Below are 22,196 nucleotides of genomic sequence, written 5' to 3' on the forward strand. Positions count from 1 at the left end.
TATGAAATCTTTGAAAGTATTGGCTTGTGCAGCTTGCTTATTGGGAACCGTATCTGGTGTAGGTTTCGCTAAGGATGTACAAACCATTGCAGGTTCTATGGTAGTGCCTAACAATGTCAATGTTGTTTCTGCATCTAAAACAAATACACGTGATTTTGTAGCGAAACAATTAGATGAGAACCCTTCAAAATCATCAATGGCAAACATGATGGCTAAGGAGTTTCTTCAAAATCTAGGTACTAACTTTGATGTATATCAATTACAAGGAAATGATAAAACAGGTCAAAAGGATGCATTCCTAGTAGCGGTAGATGTTAAACAAATAGCGCAGCAAGTGGCTAAGGACAAAGCTAATGATCCTATGTTTGTAGCGGCTATGGCGGCTCTAGATAAAGGTCAAATTGACCCTGTTACAGAACAACTCATGTTAGGTGCTATTAACAAGCAAATTCCAACTACTACAACTGTAGTACCTTTAAATGATCCGAAACGCTATGCTAATCTTAAGACTCGGTCAGGTGAACTGCTTATAAAACCTAGAACGCTTACCGTAGAAAATGCGGAACAAGTACATCCTGTGGCTGGTACAAAATATCAAACTTATGCAGCAAGTTCTCGCTTGTTATATGCAGATGGAAATGTACAAACTCCGCTTTATGCAAATGCTGCATTTGTGTTAAAGCCAGGTAAACCGGTACTATACGTAGGTGTAACAACTGATGTACAGCGGGATTATTTCAAAACGATATTTGACAATGCCTTCAAATCTATTAAATAATTTGTTATAGATATACTTTCACAGAGTATGTCATATACAAGGTAATTACTAATGTGAGTATGTCGGCATTAGCATGATTTATATTATTTTTTATTATATTTTTAAAGGAGAATTATTATGAACACAATTCACACAGACAAAGCTCCAGCAGCAGTAGGTCCTTACTCTCAAGCTAAAGTAGTAGGCGGTTTATTATTCGCTTCTGGTCAAATTCCACTCGATCCTAAGACTGGTTCCATTGTTGCAAGCGGTATCGTAGAGCAAACTGAACAAGTATGCAAAAACATTGATGCTGTATTGGCTGCAGCAGGTTCTGACTTCTCTGAAGTTATTAAAACTACTTGTTTCTTGGCTGATATTGCTGACTTCAAAGCATTTAACGAAGTGTATGCTAAATACTTCACTTCTAAACCAGCTCGTTCTTGCGTAGCAGTAAAAGACCTTCCATTGGGTGCTTTGGTAGAAGTGGAAATTATTGCGGAAGTATAAGATGGATTATATTTCCTTATTACAATCAGAGATGCGTCCTGCCTTCGGGTGCACTGAGCCGATTGCATTGGCTTATGCGGCTGCGAAGGCAGTCTCTGTTTTAGATGAGTTTCCTAATCATATTCACGCACGATGCAGCGCGAATATTATTAAAAATGTAAAATCCGTAGTAATTCCTAACTCTGGTGGGCGAAAGGGCCTTCAAGCGGCTGCCACCCTTGGTGCCATCGTAGGTCATCCTGAGCGTGAGCTAGAGGTACTAGAATCTGCTACAGATGAAGATCGTAAATGGCTTGGCACATTGTTGGATGCTAACTTCTGTACGGTCTCACTCGCTGAAGGTGTAGATAATCTTTATATCGAAATCACTGCTGAAACAGATGAACATACAGCGGTGGTTCGCATTGAAAATGACCATACGAATGTAACCTATGTAGCCGTAGATGGTGAGATTGTCTCTGAAACAACTAATGAAATTAAGAAGGCTGCAAAAACTAAATATGCTATGACTTTTGATAGCATTTACGAATTTGCTAAAACGGCAGATATTTCTGGCATCATTCCTCAAATCAAACAGCAAGTAGAATATAATACGGCTATTTCTAGAGAAGGTTTATCTAATGACTATGGATCCAACATAGGACAGCTATTACTATTGGATGAAGAAAATCCTTCCCTTGAAACGAAATGTAAAGCTCGTGCAGCGGCTGGATCCGATGCGCGCATGAGCGGTTGTCCATTGCCTGTAGTTATCTGCTCTGGCTCTGGTAACCAAGGCTTAACCGTATCTGTACCAATTATTACGACTGCCGAGGAACTTGGTAAAAGTGATGATGAACTTTATCGAGCGCTAGTCTTTGCTAACTTGTTAACACTGTACGTTAAATCTGGTATTGGTAAATTGTCCGCCTACTGCGGCGTTGTATCTGCCGGTGTGGTAAGTGTAGCAGGTATTGCCTTCTTGAAAGGTGATAGTAAGGATATCATCGAGAATACCCTTGTAAATGGTCTTGCCAGCTTATCTGGTATTGTATGTGATGGTGCAAAACCATCCTGCGCAGGTAAAATTGCAATCTCCCTTGATGGCGCCTTTATGGGATATAAACAAGCTCGCCTTAATAAGAACTACCAAAAAGGTGATGGCCTTGTAGCCTACTCCGTTGATGATACTATTCGTAGTATCGGTGCTGTGGCTCAAGGTATGAAAGAAACGGACGTAGTTATCTTGAATGAAATGCTAAAACACTAATTTAGCTAAAAATAAAAGCCCCCGTAAGGGGGCTTTTTTACTGTAATTTTTTAGGATCTTTGAGTATCAATGATGCCCCAAGACCCATTACGAGGAATGGCACGAGTGTCATCATAGCTACCGGTAGGGAGTAGGTATCTGCTAGGTTACCTACTACAGGTGCGATGACACCACCGATAGTTTGGCTCACGCCGAGGGTGATACCCGATGCAAAGCCGATACTTTTGGCTAGATATGTTTGGCCTAGTACGATAACTGGGCTGTAGCTAATTGCTTTAGCAGCACCAATCATGAGTAGTAGCAAGTAGGCTACAGGCATCATGATGAGTGGTGAGAAGGTTGGCACCTCTGTTAATAGGAACATAGCAGGTAACCAAACTAATAGGGATAGTCTGATAATCTTGATAGGACCATATTTATCGCCCAATAGACCGCCAATATAGGTCATGAAGATGCCGATACTAAAGAATACAGTCAAGGCAAAGCTACCTTGTTCTGGGCTTGTACCGAGCTCGCGAGTCCAGAAAATCGGAATAAACGCATTGATAACGCGGAAGTTTACTGATTGGCTCAAGATAATGATGAACAAGATGCCAAAGTATTTCCAGTAGTTCTTCAGCGGTTTTGCTGCCACTGTTGGATTTTCAGTAGCTACTGCTTGGTCGATAGTACGTGCATGAGCTACGATGCGAGGCATGAGTACGAACAATATAGTAGATATAATAATACCTACTACAGTGAAAGCCGCTAATCCATGTGGGCCCACTGTATAGGCGATAGCACCTGCAAAGAGTGGGCCAAAGGCGAAGCCTGAGCTGCCGCCGATAGCAAAGGTGCCCATGGCCTTACCTTTCTTGCCTCCGCCGAGACGGTTCATAATCTTCGCGCCTTCAGGATGGAAGACGGAAGAGCCAACGCCCGCTAATGTGGCACAAACGAGGAGGCTTTCATAAGAGGTAACAAAGCCCATCATACCTGTACTACATGCAGATAATAAAACGCCGAAGGCAATGAGCCGGGGCTGATTGATCTTGTCTGAAATATAGCCTAGTAAAGGCTGTAATAATGATGATAATGCTGTATTAGCTAAGATGAGAAAACCTGCTTGCTCTAAGCTCAGTCCATAGGTATAAATGAACAGAGGTAAGAGGGCAGGCAACACACTTTGACAGGAGTCGTTAATCATATGACTCACTGTAATGAGATAAGGGTAATATTTTTTCATAGTAGTGTCCCCTTGAGTCTATTTAATAGCAGTAATTATATCTTGTGTATATTATAACTCATAAAGTTACTAAAGTATTGATAAATATAGATACAAAAAAAGCGCTAACCACAGTTAGCGCTTTATATAGTTCAGTTGGCAGAGGAGGAGGGATTTGAACCCCCGCGCCGGTTGCCCGACCTACCGCATTTCGAGTGCGGACCCTTCAGCCTCTTGGGTACTCCTCCGTGCTTTTCGGCGCTCTTTAAAGAAGTCTTTCATAATTTGGCTGCATTCATCACCAAGCACACCAGATGCTAGTTCTGGTTCATGATTTAAACCAGGATGAGAGAGCACATTGAATAGCGATTCTACAGCGCCTCCTTTGTAATCACTTGCACCATATACGACACGATCAATACGACTGTTAATAATGGCTCCAGCGCACATCGGACACGGCTCTATCGTAACATACAGGGTACAACCAGTCAACCGCCAGCGCTTGAGAACATCGCATGCTTCGCGGATGACGAGGACCTCTGCATGAGCCGTTGCATCATGATCAAGTTCACGACGATTGTGGTGGCGTGACACGATTGTATTATCTTCTACGAGAATGGCACCAATAGGGATTTCTCCAAGTTCATAAGCCTTGCGAGCTTCTTCCATGGCGATAGCCATGAAATACTCATCCCGTGTGCGTTCATCCATATTTTCAATATCGATAGGTGTAATGTCTTTTGTCATTGGCATACCTCTTCATGTATAATATCTTACATAAAGTCTATCATAGTGTACGCAGTTATGCGAATAGATTATTTGGGGGAAATATGGACATTATTTGGTATATATTTGATATGATTGGCACTATTGCCTTTGCTGTATCCGGTGCACTCGTTGGGGTAGCCCGAAAGATGGATATATTTGGGATGACTGTTCTTGCATTGGCTACTGCCATTGGTGGTGGTATTGTACGGGACGTGTTGCTCGGCTATTTTCCGCCGAATTCATTGCGAAATGTAGTGTATGTTACCGTTGTTTTAGTGGTAACTGTTATCGTGTTCTTGATTTATAACAGTCGATATCGCAAGCATGCTATGGGGCCTCGTAGTCGAGCTAGTTACTTGTTAGCTGATGCATTAGGGCTAGCATCATTTACAGTAACAGGTGCCTCTGCAGGTTTTAAACTCTATCCAGAGTTGCCTATCTTTATTGTATTGCTCGGTACAATCACTGCTGTTGGTGGCGGTATTATCCGCGATATGTTGGCGCAACGCATCCCATCTGTTTTGAAAGAGGATGTATATGCCTTGCCTAGTATTATTGGAGGCATCGTTTATTATCTTATGGTCACATCGAGTTGGGACAGTATGGCCGTATATGGTGCTTTCACAGTGGTACTCGTTATCCGTCTGCTAGCCATCAAGTACAATTGGAGTCTACCTAAGGTAGGAAAGTCCAAGCCGGTTGCGAAATAATGGTCAAATGATATAATTATACTATTGAGCATATGAACATTTCATAAAAGTGTCAGAAAAAGAGAGTATTATATAACAGTTCATTTTGCGAGTCGGGAGTACTCGCTACACAGAAGGAGATTTGATTTATGACGAATAAATGGTTGAAAGTAGCACTTATGGCTGCAGCCATCGCTACTGGTACATCTATTAAAATTGATGCGGAAACCGTATTGTACGTACCTCAAGATGATCGCCCTGTAAGTTTACAATATACTGTAGATACAGCTCGTGAAGCAGGTATGACTATATTGACGCCACCTCAAAATTTGATTTCAGGTAAGACCTATCAAGGTCAAGCAGATCAAATTATGGCTTGGGTTGAACAAAATGCAGGTCGTGCTGATGTGATGGTATTGAGTACAGATACACTTATTTATGGTGGTCTTGTAGACTCTCGTAAACATAATATTCCACTTTCAACATTGGAAAGTCGTTTGAAACGTATTGAAGCCTTAAAAGCTCGTAATAAAAAGGTTCGTATCTATGGCTTTGGCACTGTAATGCGTTCTCCACGTGCTAGTGGTGGCGGTACTGAGCCAGCTTACTATGCTGAATACGGTCCTACTATCTTCCAAATTGCAGCATTACAAGATAAATTAGATTCTGGGTCCTTAACACAAGAGGAAACTCAAAAATTGATGAGCTTGCAAGCCTCTGTTCCTGTAGAATATCTACAAGATTGGTTTGACCGCCGTCAAAAAAATATGAAAATCAACAAAGAATTAATCGATGAAACTCGTAGCGGTGTATTCGATTACTTTGCATTGGGTCATGATGATACATCTCAATTGTCTCAATCTGCATTAGAAGGTCGTTACTTAAGTAAATACTCTAAGGATATTCCTGCTGAGAAATATGGTAGCTTCCCTGGTGCCGACCAACTTGGTCTATTGTTGATGGCTCGTTCTCGTACAGATGAAAGTACAGAAAAACCTACATTCTCCGTAATTTACCCACTCGGTGGTGGCGGTAAAACTTTGCCAGGTTACGAAGACCAAACAGTTGATAAAACGATTGCACAACACGTTGAGGCCGTAGGTGGCACTATGGTGACACAAGGTAAACCAACTGTGTTGTTAGCCGTGAATACACCACTTACTACAAGTACTGGTGAATCTGAAAGCTTCGAGAACTTCCCGATGATTTCTAATTCTACTAATGCTTTCGTAGATCGCATTCAACAAGCTGTTGATTCTGGTGTAAACGTCAGTGTTGCTGATATTGCTTATAACAATGGTGCTGATAATACATTGGTATCTGCTATGTATAAGCGCGATTTGCTATACAAAATCGGTGCGTATAATGGTTGGAATACAGCAAGTAATACGATAGGCTATGCCATTGCTCAAGGCGTATTGCTCAAAACTATGAGCCCAGAAGGTCACCGTAAGATGTTGACTCAACAATACTTAGATAACTGGGCGTACCAAGCAAATATCCGTAAAGATATTTACCGTATGCAAGACTCTATTCGCACAGATAATGTACGTTACTCTGGCGAGTTGAATGAACGTCTTGAAAGTTATTTAGGCGAACGTATCCAAGACTTTGCTGAAAAATACCTTAAAGTTGACCCTCGTACAGTAAAAGCTACATTCCCTTGGGGCCGTCTATTCGAAACAGATATTACAATCTATGATAAACCTGTAGTGCCTCTTGAAAAAGAATTGCGCTTGAAACGTGAAGCAGAGGCAAAAGCTAAAGCCGAAGCGGAAGCTAAGGCTAAGGCAGAAGCTGCAGCTAAGGCTAATGGTCAAGCTGTGCCAGTCAAACCAGCAAAGACTCAAACTGAACTCTCTACAGTATCTGTAATTCCAGTAGTAAAACAACCAGCTACTACATCTCAAGGTCTACGCATTGTGCCAACACCTGCCGTTGTACCTGGTCAATAATGAATAGGGAATGGCTATGAAAAAAGCATTTTTACCGGAAATTACTTATATGCGTGGCCTCTGTATGCTCGGTGTTATCGGCATTCATGTAGGCTCCTATGCATTGCAAAATCCTTTTGTAAATTTAGAACTTATTAGCGTCTTAGAAATTCTATCGCGCTTTGGAGTGCCGGCATTTTTCTTCCTCTCTGCATTTGGCTTGTTTTATCATACATCTGTAGAGGGACCATTCTCATATAAGGAATTTATGCACCGCCGTATTCAGGTGGTGCTATTTCCATATATTACGTGGTCTTTATTTTACTTGCTCTATACGGGGCTGACGGCACATAATCTAGGCAATTTACATCCCGGGCCATTGGCGGTAAATCTATTGTTTGGTACGTCTATGTATCATTTATACTTTATGGTTATCCTCTTATGGTTCTACGTGATGATGCCGCTATGGCGAGCTATGGTGAAAGTTATCTTAAAACGACCTGTATTTTGGATGATCTTACTATTTATTATCCAAGTTGCTATCGATTATGTCTCGTCTTACATACTCGGCCGTTGGGTAACAGAACATCTTAGTAATAACCCTGTGTTGAAATATCTCTTTGATATGAGACTTAACTATTGGGTCATCCATTATGTGTGGATATTCCTGTTGGGGGCTGTATGTGCTGAACGATATGAAACGGTATGCGAATACATGTGGCGTTATCGTTACTTGTTAGGTGCTAGTGCAGTAGGCTCTATATTGTTGATGCTCGGATCCTACTACTATGTCATGGACGTATGGCATTATACAGTGCTAGAAGCAATTTATACAGTTCATCAAATGAGTCCAATGGGTGTCCTCTATACTGGACTGGGAACACTATTTAGTTTGTTCCTATTCCAAACCTTACCAATGAATGCGACTATGGAATCTACTTGGTCAGAAATAGGGGATAAGTCCTACGGTATTTATTTAGCACATCCATTCTGGTTGTTGATCATCTCTGGCGTGATGGCTAAATATAATCTCCTCTATACAGTGGTCAATGTACTTGCCATGTATGCTATGGCGCTAGGACTGTCTTATTTGACTACAGTTGCTCTCAATTATGTGCCTAAACCAATTCGTAAATTTATATTGGGACATTAGTAGTAATCCGCTAGGATATAGTTTTTAACTATGGCATCCTAGCGGATTTTTGTATATCTAAATTGTATCTTTCACAAAGTAAAGTGTGAAAATTTGAAAGTAATTGTGATATAATAAGTCCATGATGATTACTACTTGATAGAGTAACGATATAGAAAAAGAGGTGCTCCTATGCAAGAATTAACATATTTTAATGGCGAGTTCGTTGAACCAGGTGCCAAAGTTATCAGTATTGATGACCGTGGTTATTTGTTTGGTGACTCTGTATACGAAGTGGTACGTGTCGTAAAAGGCCGTTGCTTCGCATTGTCCTACCATCAAGATCGCTTGTATCGCTCTATGCGTGAAATGGATATTCCAGTAAAAATGACCCCAGATGATTTAACTGAATTGCACGAAATTCTAATCGAGCAAAGTGAAATTAAAGAGGGTTATATTTATTTGCAAATCTCTCGTGGTGTAGCACCACGTCATCATGCATATGATCGCTCTAAACTAGAACCACAAATGCTCATGTCTATCCGCAATCTAGATATGGATGCGGTTAATAAATTGGGCGAAGGTGTTAAAGCAATTGCATTGCCTGATGAACGTTGGGACCATGTAGATATTAAGACTACTAACTTGATTCCGAATATCTTGGCACAAACTAAAGCGGAAAAGAAATTTGCTTATACTGCAATCTTATTCCGAGATGGTATTTGTACAGAGGGCGCTACATCTAATGTATTTGCTATCAAAGATGGTATCTTGTATACGCACCCGGCCGACAATCATATCTTAAAAGGTATTACGCGCCAAATGATTTTGACCCGCGTAGCACCATCTCTAGGTATTACAGTTATTGAAAAAGAATTTGATCGTGCCTTTGTAGATGATGCGGACGAATTATTCTTTACCGATACAATTGGTGGTGTCATCCCAATTACTAAGCTAGATAGAAATCCAGTATCTGGTGGCAAACCAGGTGCTATTACACTTCGTCTACGCGAAGCACTAGAAAAATTGATGGAAGAAGGTTTGCCTTAATAGGTAATCGACTTTCATTACATGGTAAACTTTTCCCTTAAGAAAGGACATTATTTTGATTCAATTACAACACATTAGTAAAGTCTATGAAGGTGCTACTCGTGTGGAAGCTTTAAAAGATATTAGCCTTGACGTTAAGGAAGGTGAAATCTTTGGCATTATCGGTCAATCTGGGGCCGGCAAATCCACATTGATTCGATGCATTAATATGCTCGAAGCTCCTACTTCTGGCTCTGTTATCGTCAATGGTACAGATTTAACAACACTTAGCAAATCCGATTTGCGTAAAGCACGCAAAGATATTGGTATGATTTTCCAACATTTTAATTTATTGTCATCTCGTACAGTATATGATAATGTGGCATTTCCGTTGGAATTACAAGGAATGAGCAAATCTGAAATCAAGGAACGCATTACGCCAATCCTTGATATCGTAGGTCTTACTGAGCGTATGAACAATTATCCATCCCAATTATCCGGTGGTCAAAAACAACGTGTTGGTATCGCTCGTGCCTTAGCGTCTAATCCAAAGGTTCTTCTTTGTGATGAAGCTACATCTGCGCTTGATCCGCAAACAACAGAATCCATTTTGAAATTGTTGAAAGATATCAACGAAAAGATGGGCCTTACTATCGTTCTCATCACTCATGAAATGCACGTAATCCGTGAAATTTGTGATCGTGTAGCGGTTATCGAAGGCGGTGTAATCTTAGAAGAAGGTAGCACTGTTGAAGTGTTTACACATCCTCGTGAAAATACTACAAAAGAATTCATTAGTTCTGTAGTAAGTGAGAACTTACCGCCAGAAGCGTTAGAGCATTTAGAATTACATGACCAATGGATTGCAGGTACAGCTCCATTAGTACGTCTTAAATTTACAGGCCAAGCTACGGATGAACCTGTAGTAGCAGGCCTTGTACGACGCTTTAACCTCGATGTAAGTATCCTCTTTGGTGGCATCGACTATATCCAAAATACATGCGTTGGTCGCCTTATCGTTATCTTGAATGGTGACCCTGAAAATGCTCAAGAGGGCTTAGATTACATCAAAACATTACCAATTGAAAGCGAGGTGATCGGTTATGTCAGAGCAAATCATTAATCTTCTCATAACTGGGACCCTTGATACATTGCAAATGACCATCATCTCTACAGTCATGGCTATGTTATTTGGTATTCCTCTCGGTGTTATTTTGGTAGTAACCTCTAAGGGTCATATCTTAGAAAATGTAGCGCTTAATAAGGTGCTAGGTGCTATCGTGAATGCAACGCGTTCCATACCATTTATCATCTTGATGGTAGCTATCATTCCATTTACTCGTATGGTGGCAGGCACATCTATTGGTACAACTGCAGCTTGTGTACCTTTAACAATTGCAGCAATACCATTCTTAGCGCGCCTTGTGGAAACATCTATTAAAGATATTAACTTTGGTGTTATTGAGGCAGCTCAATCTATGGGGGCAAGTCCACTCCAAATTATTTGGAAAGTATTATTACCTGAAGCATTGCCTACGATTATCGACAATGTAACGGTTCTAATCGTTAATCTCATCAGTTATTCTGCGATGGCAGGTGCAATCGGCGGCGGTGGCCTTGGTGATATTGCTATCCGATATGGTTATCAACGCTTCCAAGCTGATATTATGATTGCTACCATCATTATCTTGGTCATTTTGGTACAATTAGTACAAATGATTGGTGATGCATGGTCTAAAGCGATGAATAAGAAGTAGGAGGCTCCTATGAGTATCAATGAAAAATTGAGAAGTCAACAAAACGATGAGTTATTCACCGCTATTTTAACGCTTGAAAATACTGAGGAATGCTATGCATTTTTTGAAGATATTTGTACGATTAATGAATTAAAAGCCTTATCTCAACGCTTGCAAGTAGCAAAAATGTTACGCGCAGGGGATAGCTATGAAAAAATCGTAGAAGAAACAGGCGCCAGTACGGCAACGATTAGCCGTGTAAAACGATGCCTAGTTTATGGTGCTGATGGCTATACATTAGCGCTAGATCGTTTAGGTGCAAAATAATATAAACTAGCATGACAACGGTGGCCCTTTGGCGACCGTTGATGTGCTATCTGTAGGAGGTTTATATGGAGTGGCTCATTGAGGTAACAGGTTTACCATTTGATATCCTTATACTCATTTTGCTCGCTATAGCAGGTGCTTTTGCAGGCTTTGTAGACTCCATTGTGGGCGGCGGTGGACTCATTTCGGTTCCGGCCATGTTATTAACAAATCTTCCGCCTAGTATGGCCTTGGGCAGTAATAAATTATCCAGTATTTTTGGTGCTGGCAGTGCATCTATTACGTTCTTGCGAAATCATATGGTTGATTTTTCGTTAGTTCGTAAACTATTGCCATTTACCTTTATTGGTTCTATGATTGGTACATTAGCGGTTGTATCGTTGCCACCATTATATGTGAAGCCAATTATAATCATCCTGCTCGTTTGTGTCACACTTTTTGTGGTATTCAAAAAGGACTGGGGTGAGGTGAACCGCACTTCTGCAGTGGCAGGAAAAGCATTGTATATTTGCATGGCTTTTGCTCTTGGTATTGGTATTTATGATGGTTTTATTGGCCCTGGTACAGGTACATTTTTGATTATGGGCTTTATCTTTACTGGTTTTGATTTTTTACATGCTTCTGCAAATGCAAAAATATTGAATTTTACTAGTAATTTAGCATCGTTAATCGTTTTTTTGTATTTAGGTCACGTCAATATTAAGTACGGTCTAGCCACAGGTGTTGGACAAATTATAGGTGCTTATTTAGGCTCTCATTTAGCTATTGCTAAAGGATCGTCGTTGGTACGTGTTGTATTCTTGTCGGTAACGACAGTTATGTTGTTGAAATTAGTCTATGATTATGTTTCAACATTATAGGAGGGCAAGGTATGCCTCATAAAAGTGATGTACAAGTGGCATTGATTAGTGGTGGCACATCAGGAATTGGCTTTGCTACTGCGAAACTACTTCTAAAAGAAGGTTGGTGTGTCGTCATCAATGGTCGTGATGAAAAGTCAGGACAAAAAGCTAAGATGAAATTGCGTCGCTATTCTTCAAGGGTACAGTATGTACAAGGGGATGTATCTAAGATTGAAGATTGCCAGCGTATTGTAAAAGAAACTGTCAAATTATTTGGTGGTGTATCTGCTCTCGTAACAGCGGCAGGCTATTATGAGGAAGAGCTTCTAGCAGATGTGACAGAGGCGGCCTTTGATGAAATGTTTGGCACCAATGTGAAAGGTACGGTTTTCTTGTGCCAAGCGGCATTGCCTTATTTGCGCGCTACAAAGGGCAGCATTGTAACAGTAGCCAGTGATGCAGGATTGCAAGGTAACGTAGCTTGTTCTGTATACGGCGCTTCGAAAGGGGCGGTGGTAAGCTTTACGAAGTCTTTATCGCTAGAAATGGCACCCCATAATGTACGCGTTAACTGCGTGTGTCCAGGTGATGTAGATACCTCCTTAGTAGATAAGCAAATTGCAAATGCTCAACAAGATGCAGAGGCTGCCAAGGCTGAAATGGGGCAACATTATCCACTAGGTCGGATTGGCCAACCTCATGAGATTGGAGAGGTAATTGTATTTTTATTGAGTAGTAAAGCTTCTTTTGTAACGGGCGCTGCTTGGACTATTGATGGTGGTCTCACTAGTTGGTAATATTGAAAATCTTAGATGATATTTTACTTTTTAAAACTTGGAATAATTGTAAAAATTCATTCCCCTTATATCAATAGAATGGTATAATAATACTAATAATATGACCTATAGTTGGTTCACAACAAAGGAGAATACTTATGGCAGAATATAATGGCGTAACACTTGAGCCACTTATGGATGGTTCTCAAGATCGTGACTATCAAGTTGAACAATTTATTTTCTGGGGCGCAAGTCGTGCAGCAGCATTGGCTTTGTCTCCTAAATTCAGCAGTGTTGCTTTGTGCGCCAATGCAACGTATATGGTAACTCGCATTGCACATCTTTACGAAGTAGAATTGCAATCTGGTGCCGTAGTGGGTCTAGTTGGTGGTCTTAGCACAGCTGTAGGTACAGCGGCTATTTCTCTTCTTATTCCTCTAAAAGCAGTTCGCGTTCCTGTAGCAGTTGGTTTAACATATGCTATTGGTAAAATTGCTCACATTTGGATCCAAGATGGTATGCCTTCTGATATCGAACGTTATAAACCAATGGTTGCTGAATTCCTTGAAAGCGGTAAAGCTATAGCAGGTGATATCATCCGTGATGCAGGCGCTAGCATTCCTTTCACACAAGGTCAACGCGACGTTTGGGCTGGTATTGCTAATGAAACAGGTCTTGCTAAAGAAACTTTGAAACAAGTTTACGAAGAAAAAGTAACACCTGCTATCGATAAATGGAATAACGAAACAAAATATCAAATCCATGACAATGCAGCAGAAGTTGTGGCGAAAGTAACCGATGCGGCAAAAGAGAAAATTGATGTTGCTAAAGAAAATATTGATGTAGCTAAAGAATTAGCTAAAGGTGGCGTAGAAGTAGCTAAAGCTTCTGCACAAGCTGCAGTAGAAACTGCAAAAACTAAAGCTAATGATGCTGTTGAAACAGCAAAAGATGTTGCTACAAACACTGTTAATACAGCAAAAGATAAAATTGGTGGTTTGCGCAAATAGGCGCTAAAGGATTATGAAGATGAATCCATTAAAAATTATTACATATGGTAAGTATTTTAACGAATCTAAATTTGCCGCTTTCTTAGGGCGATATGGGAAGAAACTTGCCTTTGTACAACGAGCAGTGACCTTGTTCCTTTGTATGCGTGATAAGGACACTCCAAAATATGTAAAAGCAGTCATTGCTGGTGCCTTAGGGTATCTTGTATTACCTATTGATATTGTACCGGATACAATTCCCGTATTAGGTTGGATAGATGATGTAGCGGTGCTTGGCCTTGCTTTTAAGGTGGCCAATCGCTATATTAAAACTAGTCATCAAGAAGAGGCCAAAAAATACTTCCCATTTGGTGGCAGTAACTAGCTTTTAACCATTAAGGCAGTTTGATCCGTTGCGGTTGAACTGCCTTTATTTATTTGACACACTAAAGTAATAGAGATACAATGAAGATTGTATTCTATGAAAAAAGAAGGAAAAATTTATGCATATTGCTTCAGTAAATGTACGCTTTTACGAAACCGATATGATGGGCATTGCGCACCATAGTAATCATTTTAGATGGTTTGAAATGGCACGTATTGAATTCCTTCGTCAAATCGGTGTAACCCTGTGGGATATGATGAATGAGGATATTGTATTTCCCATTATGAACGTATCTTGCAATTATAAAGAACCAGCAAATTTTGATGATGAGCTTCATATTGAAACGTATCTAGTTAAGATGACACGTGCACAGATGGTATTTCGTTATCGTATGCGCCGTGCCAGTGATGGTGCTCTCCTAGCTACGGGAGAGACTAAGAATGCATTTATGTCAAAATCAACAGGTAAAATTGTGCGATTAGACGATACTTTTTATCAGCCAATGTTAGCAGCTGTTGAGGAGATGCCTAATGAGTAATGTACAACAATTGCCTATCGGTGTATTCGACTCCGGTGTGGGTGGGCTATCTGTTTTAAAGGTTTTACAAGAACAATTTCCTAATGAAGATTTTATCTATATTGGCGATAACGCGAACAATCCTGTGGGAAATCGCAGTGATGATGAAATTACATATTTAGCTTGTCATATTGCAGAGGCTCTTGAAAAACAGCCTGTAAAATTGATGGTTATTGCTTGTAATACGTTTACTGTTGTAGCACTTGATGCGGTACGAGAACGCGTGTCTGTACCCGTTATTGGTGTGTCACAAGGCGTGAAAACAGCGATTAGTCAAAGTAAAAGTAAGACCATTGGTATCATGGCGACGGTGGCGACTGTGAATAGCCATATTCATAAACACGTAGCCCTCGAAGTTGATCATGAAGTTCTTGTTTGGGAACAACCTTGTCCTGAATTGGCAGGTCTCATTGAGCAAGGCCATTTAGATGATTATTTTGTACGTGATGTATGTACTGACTATTTAGAGCCTTTATTATCTCGAGAAATTGAGGTCGTAGTTTTGGGCTGTACTCATTTCCCATTTGTACAACCTTTGCTAGAGGAACTGACGTCAGGGCGTATTCAATTTATTGACCCTGCTTTTGAAACGAGTGAATTGGTTCGCCGTAGATTAGAGAGTAAAGATTTGTTTAATCCTCAAAAATCTGCAGGTACTGTAACATTGTATTTTACAAAGGATATTGAGCTTGGTGATACGCTGAGTGCCTCTTTCCTTGATACAAGTCGTCGCAGCATTGAACATATTACATTATAAAGGAGATGCCCTATGTGGTTTTATAACATCCTAAGTTTTGTAATAGCTATTATTGTGGCTATTGCAGCTTTGTATTTATTATTCCGTTTATTTGTATTGAAACAAGGTAATGAAAAGATTATCTTAATACCAAAACGAGCAACAAACTTCCAAGTATCTGATCGTAATTTTGAATCTATTACTTTGTTCTGTGATATTCCGTTTGTAAACAAAGGTCGTCAACTTGGTACAATTATGGATTTATTCCCACGTCCATTGTTACCTGAGGAACATTTTGATGCTGTGAAAGTCAATGCATGGGCTATGGATATTAACCGCCCTCGTCATGATGGTTATTTTGAAGCTGTTATTATCAAACCTCGAAAAGGCGGTACGATTCGTGTATTCGTTACATTGACAGGTAAAAATGGGAATATTCGTGAAGATATTAAGGGCTTCCCTTATATGGACATCGATATTTACTATCAAATCGTAGGTCGTACAGATTATCATATTGATAAACAACGTATTCGTTTGACTGCTGAAGAAGTGCAAGCAGCATTGGTTCAATAAGGAGGCATAACAATGGCAGAATTAGAGTTAGTATGTGTGCCAACACGTATTCTTACAGATAATGATGACATCGTGGATGCTATCGTTGAATTTGGCGGTCATAATATTGGACCTGAAGATATCGTATGTGTAGCTGAATCTGTAGTAGCTATTACACAAGGTCGTTTTACTCGTCCTGAAGAGTTAAATGTTTGCTGGCAAGCTCGTTTAATCAATCGTTTTATCCATCCAGATGGCTCTATGGCGTCCATTTATGGCATGCAATCCGCTATGAATCTAGATGGTAAATGGAAAGTATTGGGTGCCTTCATTTTAGGTGCTATTGCTAAAATTTTCCGCAAACCAGGTGTATTCTATGCAATTGCTCGCGCTGCATCCTTAACTGATGATGTAACTGGTACAATGCCTCCATTTGACAAGCACATCGTATTTGGTCCAAAGGACCCAGATAAAGTAGCTGAGAAAATCGTATCTCGCACAGGCTGTTATGGCGCTGTTGTAGCTGACGTTAATGATTTGAAACGTTCCGCTGTGTTAGGTACAAGCCGTGGCATTGACGGTAATAAAATTGCACAATTGTTGATTGACAATCCATTTGGTAATGATAGCCAAATGACTCCGATTGTTATCATTAAAAATTACGCATCTGTATCTGGTAAATAACAGAAGGCTGTACTCATCACATAGAGATGGGGACAGCCTTTTTTTATGTTGCGTGGATAAATGGGATTTATATGTTAAATTGATGGAGCCCATTTAGTTCAATAATTGAGTTTGTAAGGGACTCTATAAATTCTAATAAGGAGGTTTTATGTTACTCGGTTTAGACGTAGGTGGTACGTTCACAGATGCCGTTATCATAGACGGTCATCGCGTAGTAGCATCCGCCAAAAGACGGACTACAAAGGACAATCTAATGCAGGGCATAGGCGAGGCTTTAGATGCAGTCCTAGATAGTTGTGATACATCTAATGTTGAACAAGTAACCTTATCTACTACTGTTGTGACAAATACAATCGTAGAAGAAAAGGAGCAGGTTGTAGATTTGTATGTAGTGACTGGGCCTGGTCGAAATGTGGATGATATTTTTCCTGTGCAGCCTATATATCTTCAAGGCTATACAGATCATAGAGGTATTGTTGTAGAGCGTACCTCTACTGATGCAGTGTGTGACATAGCGCGTATGGTACAAGAGCGAAGTGGTACTGACTTGGCCGCTGTATCTGCAAAATTTGGTGTTCGTAATCCTCAAGAGGAATTATCTATAACAGAAGCATTACAAGAAACGTATAATACTATATCTAATGGTAGCTTGTTAAGCGGTTCCTTGAACTTTCCACGTCGCACCATTAGTGCTTATTTTAATAGCGCTGTAATGCCAGTATTTTCAGTGTTTAAGAAAAATGTAGAAGATGCGCTGAGTGCACGAAATATTAACGCCCCACTTCATATATTAAAGGCCGATGGGGGCTCTCTTCCTATGGCGCACATGGTAAGTCGACCTGTAGAAACTGCTTTCACGGGACCTGCCGCAACTGTGCTTGGTTTATCGGCTCTAGGTACCATTGGTGAGTCACATACAGTGGCACTAGACATTGGGGGGACTACAACAGATATTTCCCTGTGGAAATATGGGAAACCATTGATGACAAAGAATGGCGTATCCATTCGTGAATATCCAAGTGCAGTGCGATCCTTTGCCGTTACCTCCGTCGGTATTGGCGGTGAGTCGGTAGTTCGCATAGTAGATGGTGAAATCACGGTAGGCCCTGAACGTGTAGGGCCATCAGCGGCTTTAGGTGGCAATGAACCTACTTTAGGGGATGCTCTCATCGTATTAGGGCACGCAAGTTATGGTGATACTGAACATGCGACACAATCCTTACAACAGTTAGCTCGTGTGTTACAGACTAATTGGAAAGAGGCGGACTGTGAAGATTCATTTACAAAGCACAATGCTGAAAAGCAATGTAATCATAATATGTCAGCTTTAGATGTGGCAAAGCTTATTGTTGAAAAGGCATTAGAAATAATTCAACATGGTATCGATGAAGTGGTACAGGCAGAAAACAAACGACCTGTGTATGTCGTAGCAGATATTGTAAATCCCGATGTCTTTGTGCCTGCTCAAATCGTCGTAGTGGGCGGTACAGCGCCTAGCTTAGGGCCAAGTATCGGCGAGTTTTTAAACTTACCCGTTACCATTCCTGACAATGCAGCTGTAGCAAATGCTATAGGTGCAGCATTAGCACTATCTACCATTGAACTTACCGTTCACGTCGATACAAAACGTCGCTTGCTTGTTATTCCTGAGTTAGGTATTAAGCAGCAAACCTGTACCTTAAAACGAGCTGAACAAGTAGTAGAGCGCGCAAAAGAGGCTCTTATTGAAGAGGCATTACGCTTGGGTCTGGATAAAACGCAAGAGGTCGAGGTTATTAGCATTGAAGACTTTCCTGTTGTCGAGGGCTGGCAATCTATGGAACGTCTAATTACGGTGAAAGTACAACTAGAAGCGGGGGTGAAATACTATGTGGAATAAGGGTCTATCCTATCGTGAGCGTCATGGCATTCTAAATATGGATATTAAACAGGATGAGGCTACGAGCTCAGCTACTAATAAAGCTAACTATCATCACAGTTTAGGTCTAGTATTTTTCCCTGCTTTCGACTGGAAAATTTCAGAAACTCACCCTGAACGACAGGAGCGTTTGCTTTATACGCGAGATCAAATCGTAGAGGAAGGTTTATTAGATATACCAAATATTAGGGAATACAATCCTATAGTAGCTGATTGGGATACCATAGAGCGTGTTCATGTAGGGGCACCTAACTTAGAGTCTTGGGTAACGGAAGCACATCGTGTATCTGCAGGTGGTGCTATTGTGGCTGCTGATGCGGTTATGCGCGGAGAGGTAGACCGTGCCTTTGCCCTCGTTAGACCTCCAGGACATCATGCGATGGCTATGGTTCATGGTATTCGTGGGTTCTGTACCATAAATATTGAAGCTGTTATGATTCAACATATGCGCCAAACATATGGTATAAAACGAGTGGCGGTGGTGGACACAGACGTGCACCATGGCGATGGTTCTCAAGATGTGTTCTACCACGATCCTGATACTCTATATATTAGTTTCCATCAAGATGGACGCACGCTATATCCAGGCACTGGCTTTATGGATGAGTTTGGCGGTCCTCAAGCTATTGGTGGTAATATAGACATTCCATTGCCCCCAGGAACTGGTGACGAAGGGTTGATGAAGGTTATGCGTGAATTAGTATTACCTATATTAGAGGAATTTAATCCGGATATCGTTATCAATTCAGCGGGGCAAGATAATCACTTTAGCGATCCTTTGGCGAATATGCAAGTTACCGCAAAAGGCTATGCCGAGCTTGTAGATTTATTGCAAGCAGATATAGCTGTTTTAGAAGGTGGTTACTCTGTACAGGAAGCGTTGCCTTATGTAAATACAGGTATCATATTATCTATGGCAGGCCTTGATTACAGCAAGGTAGTAGAACCTGCCTTTGACCCTGTTAAATATAAGCAAAGTCAAAATGTAACCATTTATATTGATGACCTTATCGCTAAGTGGAAGGTACAATGGGCTAACCGTCATAAGATGGCCGAAGAGGAACGCATCAGTGTGGGCGATATATGGTCGAACCGCTACAATGTGTACTATGATGAAACAGGTGTACAAGAGGAGCGCCTTGAAAAGGTGCGCATGTATGAAGATAAAGTTGGGTGGCATAGCGTACTTTCACATGGTCAATATGGACCCTATGGGCCGCAGAGTGTATATGCTATGTTTATCCCTTGGCAAGCCGATGAGGGAACTCGTCAAGATGCCATTACAGAGGCCAGACGGGCTAAAACAGAAGGTGGTACAAGTCGTTATGTTGTGGTGGATCCACTTGGGGATGGACAATACATAATCTGATTCGTAGTGATAAAAAATAGTTAAATTGTGATATAATAGGAAAAGATAACGCCCCTTTGTGTAAGGGGCGTTCTAATGTTTAGATTTAGAATGGTGAGGTTCCTATGCGCAGCGATAATAGAACAGCAGGTCAATTGAGACCTATTAAAATAACACGGAATTTTACAGAGTATGCAGAAGGTTCTGTACTCATTGAGTGTGGCAAGACAAAGGTTATCTGTACTGCTACTGTTGAGGATTCTGTGCCGCGCTGGCTCAAAGGTTCTGGCCAAGGCTGGGTAACTGCGGAATACTCCTTGTTGCCACGTTCTACGCAAACTCGCGTGAGCCGTGAGGCTGCAAAGGGGAAACAAACGGGCCGTACTGTAGAAATTCAACGCCTTATCGGTCGTGCATTACGTGCTGTTGTAGACCTTGAAGCGCTAGGAGAACGTTCTATTACTATCGATTGTGACGTTATTCAAGCCGATGGTGGTACGCGTACAGCATCTATTACGGGTGCATTTGTAGCTCTCGTTGATGCGGTGGATTTCACCTTTGGCGGAGCTGGCAAATTCCCAATTACCGATTTCTGTGCAGCTATTTCCGTAGGGATTGGCCCAGAAGGTCCTATCACGGATCTTTGCTATGAAGAGGATAGTGCGGCTATCGTTGATATGAATGTGGTGCGTACTGGATCTGGTAATATGGTTGAGGTGCAAGGTACAGGTGAACATGGTACCTTTAATCGTGATGAACTCAATGCATTACTCGATTTAGCAGAGGCTGCTACAGATGAGCTCATGGCTAAACAACGTGAAGTACTTGGTACAACAGCAGATAAAGTAGGTAAGGTATATCCTACAGCTCCGGAGGTGTAAGATGGAACAAATCGTATTAGCTACAGGTAATAAAGGAAAAATTCGTGAATTTTCCGAGGCTTTTTCCCATTTATCCATCGACTGTGTACCTGTAAAAGAGGTCATTGCCATTGAGGAACCTGAGGAAACAGGGACAACCTTTATGGAGAATGCACGTTTAAAGGCGCGCTACTACGCAAAGGCTACCAATCGGCCATGCCTTGCTGATGATTCTGGCATCACCGTAGATGCTCTTAATGGGGCACCAGGGGTATATTCTGCTCGCTATGCAGGTCATCATGGTGATGACCAAGCTAATAATGAAAAATTAATTCGCGAACTGCAAGGTAAAAGCGACCGCACAGCTCATTATGTATGCGCCTTAGCACTCGTATATCCTGATGGCCGTGAAGTGACAGCTGAAGGCTATTGTGATGGACTTGTTCAAGATGAGCCAAAAGGGGACAATGGTTTTGGCTATGATCCATACTTTTATGTGCCTGAATTTGAAAAGACAATGGCAGAACTTAGCATTGAAGAAAAGGAAACCATCAGCCATCGTGGCCGTGCTTTACGCAAATTAATTAACAAGCTTTAATATTTTCGAACTATATGGTATAGTTCATATAAATATGTAATATAATAGTGTTAGAGAACTTATAAAATGAAACGAATTGGTATTTTAAGTGATACCCATGGGTATCTAGATGATATAGATCTTGTCTTGGAGGCTACAGCAGACCAAGAAATTGATATGTGGCTTCATGCTGGTGATTATGGTGATGATGCACGCTATATGCAGGAACATACTGATATTCCTGTATATGCAGTGCGCGGTAATAATGACCGTGTACAGCCGCTTGAACCGCGAGAACAGTTGATTCCTCTAGAGGATACCTATATTTACATGACTCATGGTCATGAGGTATCATATTATAATCGAATACAAAAACTGATTGAGTTAGGCACTGATATGGGGGCGCGACTCATCGTGTCCGGTCATAGTCATCATCATGGTGAGGTTCGAGTTCGTGATGCGGTATTTGTGAATCCCGGCAGTATATCGTTGGCTCGTGACCGCTCAGGCGGTACATTTGCTATCGTTACCTACGATAATGGACAGTTTGATGTAGAGTTTGTGTATAAACAAGATATTGTTTAGTTATATGGTGAAAGCTTTGAAACTCGATGGTT

General features: G+C 41.0%; 25 protein-coding genes and 1 tRNA gene. 23 read left to right on the forward strand and 3 right to left on the reverse strand.

From position 1 onward, the window contains the following. Nucleotide 1 precedes the first annotated feature (1 nt). The 3 genes from VCHSUH03_RS02630 to VCHSUH03_RS02640 all read left to right on the forward strand — a co-directional run bounded on the left by VCHSUH03_RS02630 (nt 2) and on the right by VCHSUH03_RS02640 (nt 2,516). A complete protein-coding gene (locus tag VCHSUH03_RS02630; RefSeq protein WP_105093966.1) occupies nt 2-778 on the forward strand; it encodes a hypothetical protein in 777 nt (258 codons plus the stop codon). A gap of 117 nt (nt 779-895) precedes the next feature. Then, complete coding sequence (locus VCHSUH03_RS02635; RefSeq protein ID WP_105093967.1) at nt 896-1,267, forward strand: RidA family protein; 372 nt, start codon at nt 896-898, stop codon at nt 1,265-1,267. A 1-nt stretch (nt 1,268) separates the two neighbouring features. Next, a complete protein-coding gene (locus VCHSUH03_RS02640; protein WP_105093968.1) occupies nt 1,269-2,516 on the forward strand; it encodes an L-cysteine desulfidase family protein in 1,248 nt (415 codons plus the stop codon). Between the two features lie 37 nt (nt 2,517-2,553). Here VCHSUH03_RS02640 and VCHSUH03_RS02645 read toward each other — a convergent pair whose 3' ends face one another. From VCHSUH03_RS02645 to tadA, 3 genes are all read right to left on the reverse strand, one after another. Then, on the reverse strand, nt 2,554-3,741 hold the full coding sequence (locus VCHSUH03_RS02645; RefSeq protein ID WP_105093969.1) for an MFS transporter: 1,188 nt from the start codon (nt 3,739-3,741) through the stop codon (nt 2,554-2,556). 136 nt (nt 3,742-3,877) lie between these two features. Continuing rightward, nucleotides 3,878-3,968, reverse strand: a tRNA-Ser gene (locus VCHSUH03_RS02650). Continuing rightward, nucleotides 3,922-4,467 carry a tRNA adenosine(34) deaminase TadA gene (tadA, locus tag VCHSUH03_RS02655; RefSeq protein WP_206602791.1) on the reverse strand — a complete coding sequence of 182 codons (546 nt, stop codon included), beginning with the start codon at nt 4,465-4,467 and terminating at the stop codon, nt 3,922-3,924. Before tadA ends, VCHSUH03_RS02650 begins: the two co-directional genes overlap by 47 nt. An 83-nt stretch (nt 4,468-4,550) precedes the next feature. Between tadA and VCHSUH03_RS02660 the strand changes: the two genes are divergently transcribed. The 20 genes from VCHSUH03_RS02660 (at nt 4,551) to VCHSUH03_RS02755 (ending at nt 22,164) form a co-directional block, all read left to right on the forward strand. Continuing rightward, nucleotides 4,551-5,198, forward strand: coding sequence for a trimeric intracellular cation channel family protein (locus tag VCHSUH03_RS02660; protein ID WP_105093970.1), 648 nt, complete (start codon nt 4,551-4,553; stop codon nt 5,196-5,198). A gap of 128 nt (nt 5,199-5,326) precedes the next feature. Then, nucleotides 5,327-7,132: a DUF4127 family protein gene (locus VCHSUH03_RS02665; protein WP_105085325.1), complete on the forward strand. Its 1,806-nt coding sequence runs from the start codon at nt 5,327-5,329 to the stop codon at nt 7,130-7,132. Between the two features lie 10 nt (nt 7,133-7,142). Beyond that, on the forward strand, nt 7,143-8,264 hold the full coding sequence (locus VCHSUH03_RS02670; protein WP_105093971.1) for an acyltransferase: 1,122 nt from the start codon (nt 7,143-7,145) through the stop codon (nt 8,262-8,264). A 171-nt stretch (nt 8,265-8,435) separates the two neighbouring features. Then, on the forward strand, nt 8,436-9,293 hold the full coding sequence (locus VCHSUH03_RS02675; RefSeq protein ID WP_105093972.1) for an aminotransferase class IV: 858 nt from the start codon (nt 8,436-8,438) through the stop codon (nt 9,291-9,293). 55 nt (nt 9,294-9,348) lie between these two features. Then, a complete protein-coding gene (locus VCHSUH03_RS02680; RefSeq protein ID WP_105093973.1) occupies nt 9,349-10,395 on the forward strand; it encodes a methionine ABC transporter ATP-binding protein in 1,047 nt (348 codons plus the stop codon). Further along, nucleotides 10,376-11,029, forward strand: coding sequence for a methionine ABC transporter permease (locus VCHSUH03_RS02685; RefSeq protein ID WP_105093974.1), 654 nt, complete (start codon nt 10,376-10,378; stop codon nt 11,027-11,029). The genes VCHSUH03_RS02680 and VCHSUH03_RS02685 overlap by 20 nt, the downstream gene beginning before the upstream one ends. Nucleotides 11,030-11,038: 9 nt before the next feature. Further along, entirely contained in the window at nt 11,039-11,335 is a 297-nt protein-coding gene (locus VCHSUH03_RS02690; RefSeq protein WP_004693609.1) for a YerC/YecD family TrpR-related protein, read from the forward strand. A 65-nt stretch (nt 11,336-11,400) separates the two neighbouring features. Further along, nucleotides 11,401-12,195, forward strand: coding sequence for a TSUP family transporter (locus VCHSUH03_RS02695; RefSeq protein WP_105093975.1), 795 nt, complete (start codon nt 11,401-11,403; stop codon nt 12,193-12,195). An 11-nt stretch (nt 12,196-12,206) separates the two neighbouring features. Then, complete coding sequence (locus VCHSUH03_RS02700) at nt 12,207-12,974, forward strand: SDR family NAD(P)-dependent oxidoreductase (protein WP_105093976.1); 768 nt, start codon at nt 12,207-12,209, stop codon at nt 12,972-12,974. A 137-nt stretch (nt 12,975-13,111) separates the two neighbouring features. Continuing rightward, nucleotides 13,112-13,963: a hypothetical protein gene (locus VCHSUH03_RS02705; protein WP_105093977.1), complete on the forward strand. Its 852-nt coding sequence runs from the start codon at nt 13,112-13,114 to the stop codon at nt 13,961-13,963. Nucleotides 13,964-13,982: 19 nt separating this feature from the next. After that, nucleotides 13,983-14,327 carry a YkvA family protein gene (locus tag VCHSUH03_RS02710; RefSeq protein ID WP_105093978.1) on the forward strand — a complete coding sequence of 115 codons (345 nt, stop codon included), beginning with the start codon at nt 13,983-13,985 and terminating at the stop codon, nt 14,325-14,327. Nucleotides 14,328-14,445: 118 nt separating this feature from the next. Next, entirely contained in the window at nt 14,446-14,865 is a 420-nt protein-coding gene (locus VCHSUH03_RS02715; RefSeq protein ID WP_105085333.1) for an acyl-CoA thioesterase, read from the forward strand. Continuing rightward, nucleotides 14,858-15,661, forward strand: a complete 804-nt coding sequence (gene murI / locus VCHSUH03_RS02720) for a glutamate racemase (RefSeq protein WP_105093979.1) — start codon at nt 14,858-14,860, stop codon at nt 15,659-15,661. Before VCHSUH03_RS02715 ends, murI begins: the two co-directional genes overlap by 8 nt. Nucleotides 15,662-15,673: 12 nt before the next feature. Beyond that, nucleotides 15,674-16,213: a hypothetical protein gene (locus VCHSUH03_RS02725; protein WP_105093980.1), complete on the forward strand. Its 540-nt coding sequence runs from the start codon at nt 15,674-15,676 to the stop codon at nt 16,211-16,213. 12 nt (nt 16,214-16,225) lie between these two features. Next, a complete protein-coding gene (locus tag VCHSUH03_RS02730; RefSeq protein ID WP_005387981.1) occupies nt 16,226-16,876 on the forward strand; it encodes a coenzyme F420-0:L-glutamate ligase in 651 nt (216 codons plus the stop codon). A gap of 148 nt (nt 16,877-17,024) precedes the next feature. Beyond that, complete coding sequence (locus VCHSUH03_RS02735; RefSeq protein ID WP_105093981.1) at nt 17,025-18,755, forward strand: hydantoinase/oxoprolinase family protein; 1,731 nt, start codon at nt 17,025-17,027, stop codon at nt 18,753-18,755. Then, the gene (locus VCHSUH03_RS02740; protein ID WP_105093982.1) at nt 18,745-20,163 is read left to right on the forward strand and encodes a histone deacetylase family protein; all 1,419 of its coding nucleotides are present in this window, start codon (nt 18,745-18,747) and stop codon (nt 20,161-20,163) included. The genes VCHSUH03_RS02735 and VCHSUH03_RS02740 overlap by 11 nt, the downstream gene beginning before the upstream one ends. Nucleotides 20,164-20,267: 104 nt before the next feature. Beyond that, nucleotides 20,268-21,023 (forward strand): ribonuclease PH, encoded by a 756-nt coding sequence (gene rph, locus VCHSUH03_RS02745; protein WP_005387986.1) that lies wholly within the window; start codon nt 20,268-20,270, stop codon nt 21,021-21,023. 1 nt (nt 21,024) lies between these two features. Next, nucleotides 21,025-21,600: an XTP/dITP diphosphatase gene (locus tag VCHSUH03_RS02750; protein WP_105093983.1), complete on the forward strand. Its 576-nt coding sequence runs from the start codon at nt 21,025-21,027 to the stop codon at nt 21,598-21,600. Between the two features lie 66 nt (nt 21,601-21,666). After that, the gene (locus VCHSUH03_RS02755) at nt 21,667-22,164 is read left to right on the forward strand and encodes a metallophosphoesterase family protein (protein ID WP_105085340.1); all 498 of its coding nucleotides are present in this window, start codon (nt 21,667-21,669) and stop codon (nt 22,162-22,164) included. The last annotated feature ends 32 nt before the right edge of the window (nt 22,165-22,196 follow it).

Source organism: Veillonella infantium (genome assembly GCF_002959895.1).
Taxonomy (GTDB): Bacteria; Bacillota; Negativicutes; order Veillonellales; family Veillonellaceae; genus Veillonella; species Veillonella infantium.

Bases quoted from the DNA above. Each gene is read 5' to 3' on its own strand.
- VCHSUH03_RS02710 (WP_105093978.1), top strand. From the start codon at position 13,983: ATGAATCCATTAAAAATTATTACATATGGTAAGTATTTTAACGAATCT.
- VCHSUH03_RS02695 (WP_105093975.1), top strand. From the start codon at position 11,401: ATGGAGTGGCTCATTGAGGTAACAGGTTTACCATTTGATATCCTTATA.
- murI (WP_105093979.1), top strand. From the start codon at position 14,858: ATGAGTAATGTACAACAATTGCCTATCGGTGTATTCGACTCCGGTGTG.
- VCHSUH03_RS02715 (WP_105085333.1), top strand. From the start codon at position 14,446: ATGCATATTGCTTCAGTAAATGTACGCTTTTACGAAACCGATATGATG.
- VCHSUH03_RS02630 (WP_105093966.1), top strand. From the start codon at position 2: ATGAAATCTTTGAAAGTATTGGCTTGTGCAGCTTGCTTATTGGGAACC.
- VCHSUH03_RS02700 (WP_105093976.1), top strand. From the start codon at position 12,207: ATGCCTCATAAAAGTGATGTACAAGTGGCATTGATTAGTGGTGGCACA.
- VCHSUH03_RS02755 (WP_105085340.1), top strand. From the start codon at position 21,667: ATGAAACGAATTGGTATTTTAAGTGATACCCATGGGTATCTAGATGAT.
- VCHSUH03_RS02735 (WP_105093981.1), top strand. From the start codon at position 17,025: ATGTTACTCGGTTTAGACGTAGGTGGTACGTTCACAGATGCCGTTATC.
- VCHSUH03_RS02725 (WP_105093980.1), top strand. From the start codon at position 15,674: ATGTGGTTTTATAACATCCTAAGTTTTGTAATAGCTATTATTGTGGCT.
- VCHSUH03_RS02645 (WP_105093969.1), bottom strand. From the start codon at position 3,741: ATGAAAAAATATTACCCTTATCTCATTACAGTGAGTCATATGATTAAC.
- VCHSUH03_RS02690 (WP_004693609.1), top strand. From the start codon at position 11,039: ATGAGTATCAATGAAAAATTGAGAAGTCAACAAAACGATGAGTTATTC.
- tadA (WP_206602791.1), bottom strand. From the start codon at position 4,467: ATGACAAAAGACATTACACCTATCGATATTGAAAATATGGATGAACGC.
- VCHSUH03_RS02685 (WP_105093974.1), top strand. From the start codon at position 10,376: ATGTCAGAGCAAATCATTAATCTTCTCATAACTGGGACCCTTGATACA.
- VCHSUH03_RS02675 (WP_105093972.1), top strand. From the start codon at position 8,436: ATGCAAGAATTAACATATTTTAATGGCGAGTTCGTTGAACCAGGTGCC.
- VCHSUH03_RS02640 (WP_105093968.1), top strand. From the start codon at position 1,269: ATGGATTATATTTCCTTATTACAATCAGAGATGCGTCCTGCCTTCGGG.
- VCHSUH03_RS02750 (WP_105093983.1), top strand. From the start codon at position 21,025: ATGGAACAAATCGTATTAGCTACAGGTAATAAAGGAAAAATTCGTGAA.
- VCHSUH03_RS02740 (WP_105093982.1), top strand. From the start codon at position 18,745: ATGTGGAATAAGGGTCTATCCTATCGTGAGCGTCATGGCATTCTAAAT.
- VCHSUH03_RS02665 (WP_105085325.1), top strand. From the start codon at position 5,327: ATGACGAATAAATGGTTGAAAGTAGCACTTATGGCTGCAGCCATCGCT.
- VCHSUH03_RS02705 (WP_105093977.1), top strand. From the start codon at position 13,112: ATGGCAGAATATAATGGCGTAACACTTGAGCCACTTATGGATGGTTCT.
- VCHSUH03_RS02635 (WP_105093967.1), top strand. From the start codon at position 896: ATGAACACAATTCACACAGACAAAGCTCCAGCAGCAGTAGGTCCTTAC.
- rph (WP_005387986.1), top strand. From the start codon at position 20,268: ATGCGCAGCGATAATAGAACAGCAGGTCAATTGAGACCTATTAAAATA.
- VCHSUH03_RS02730 (WP_005387981.1), top strand. From the start codon at position 16,226: ATGGCAGAATTAGAGTTAGTATGTGTGCCAACACGTATTCTTACAGAT.
- VCHSUH03_RS02660 (WP_105093970.1), top strand. From the start codon at position 4,551: ATGGACATTATTTGGTATATATTTGATATGATTGGCACTATTGCCTTT.
- VCHSUH03_RS02670 (WP_105093971.1), top strand. From the start codon at position 7,143: ATGGCTATGAAAAAAGCATTTTTACCGGAAATTACTTATATGCGTGGC.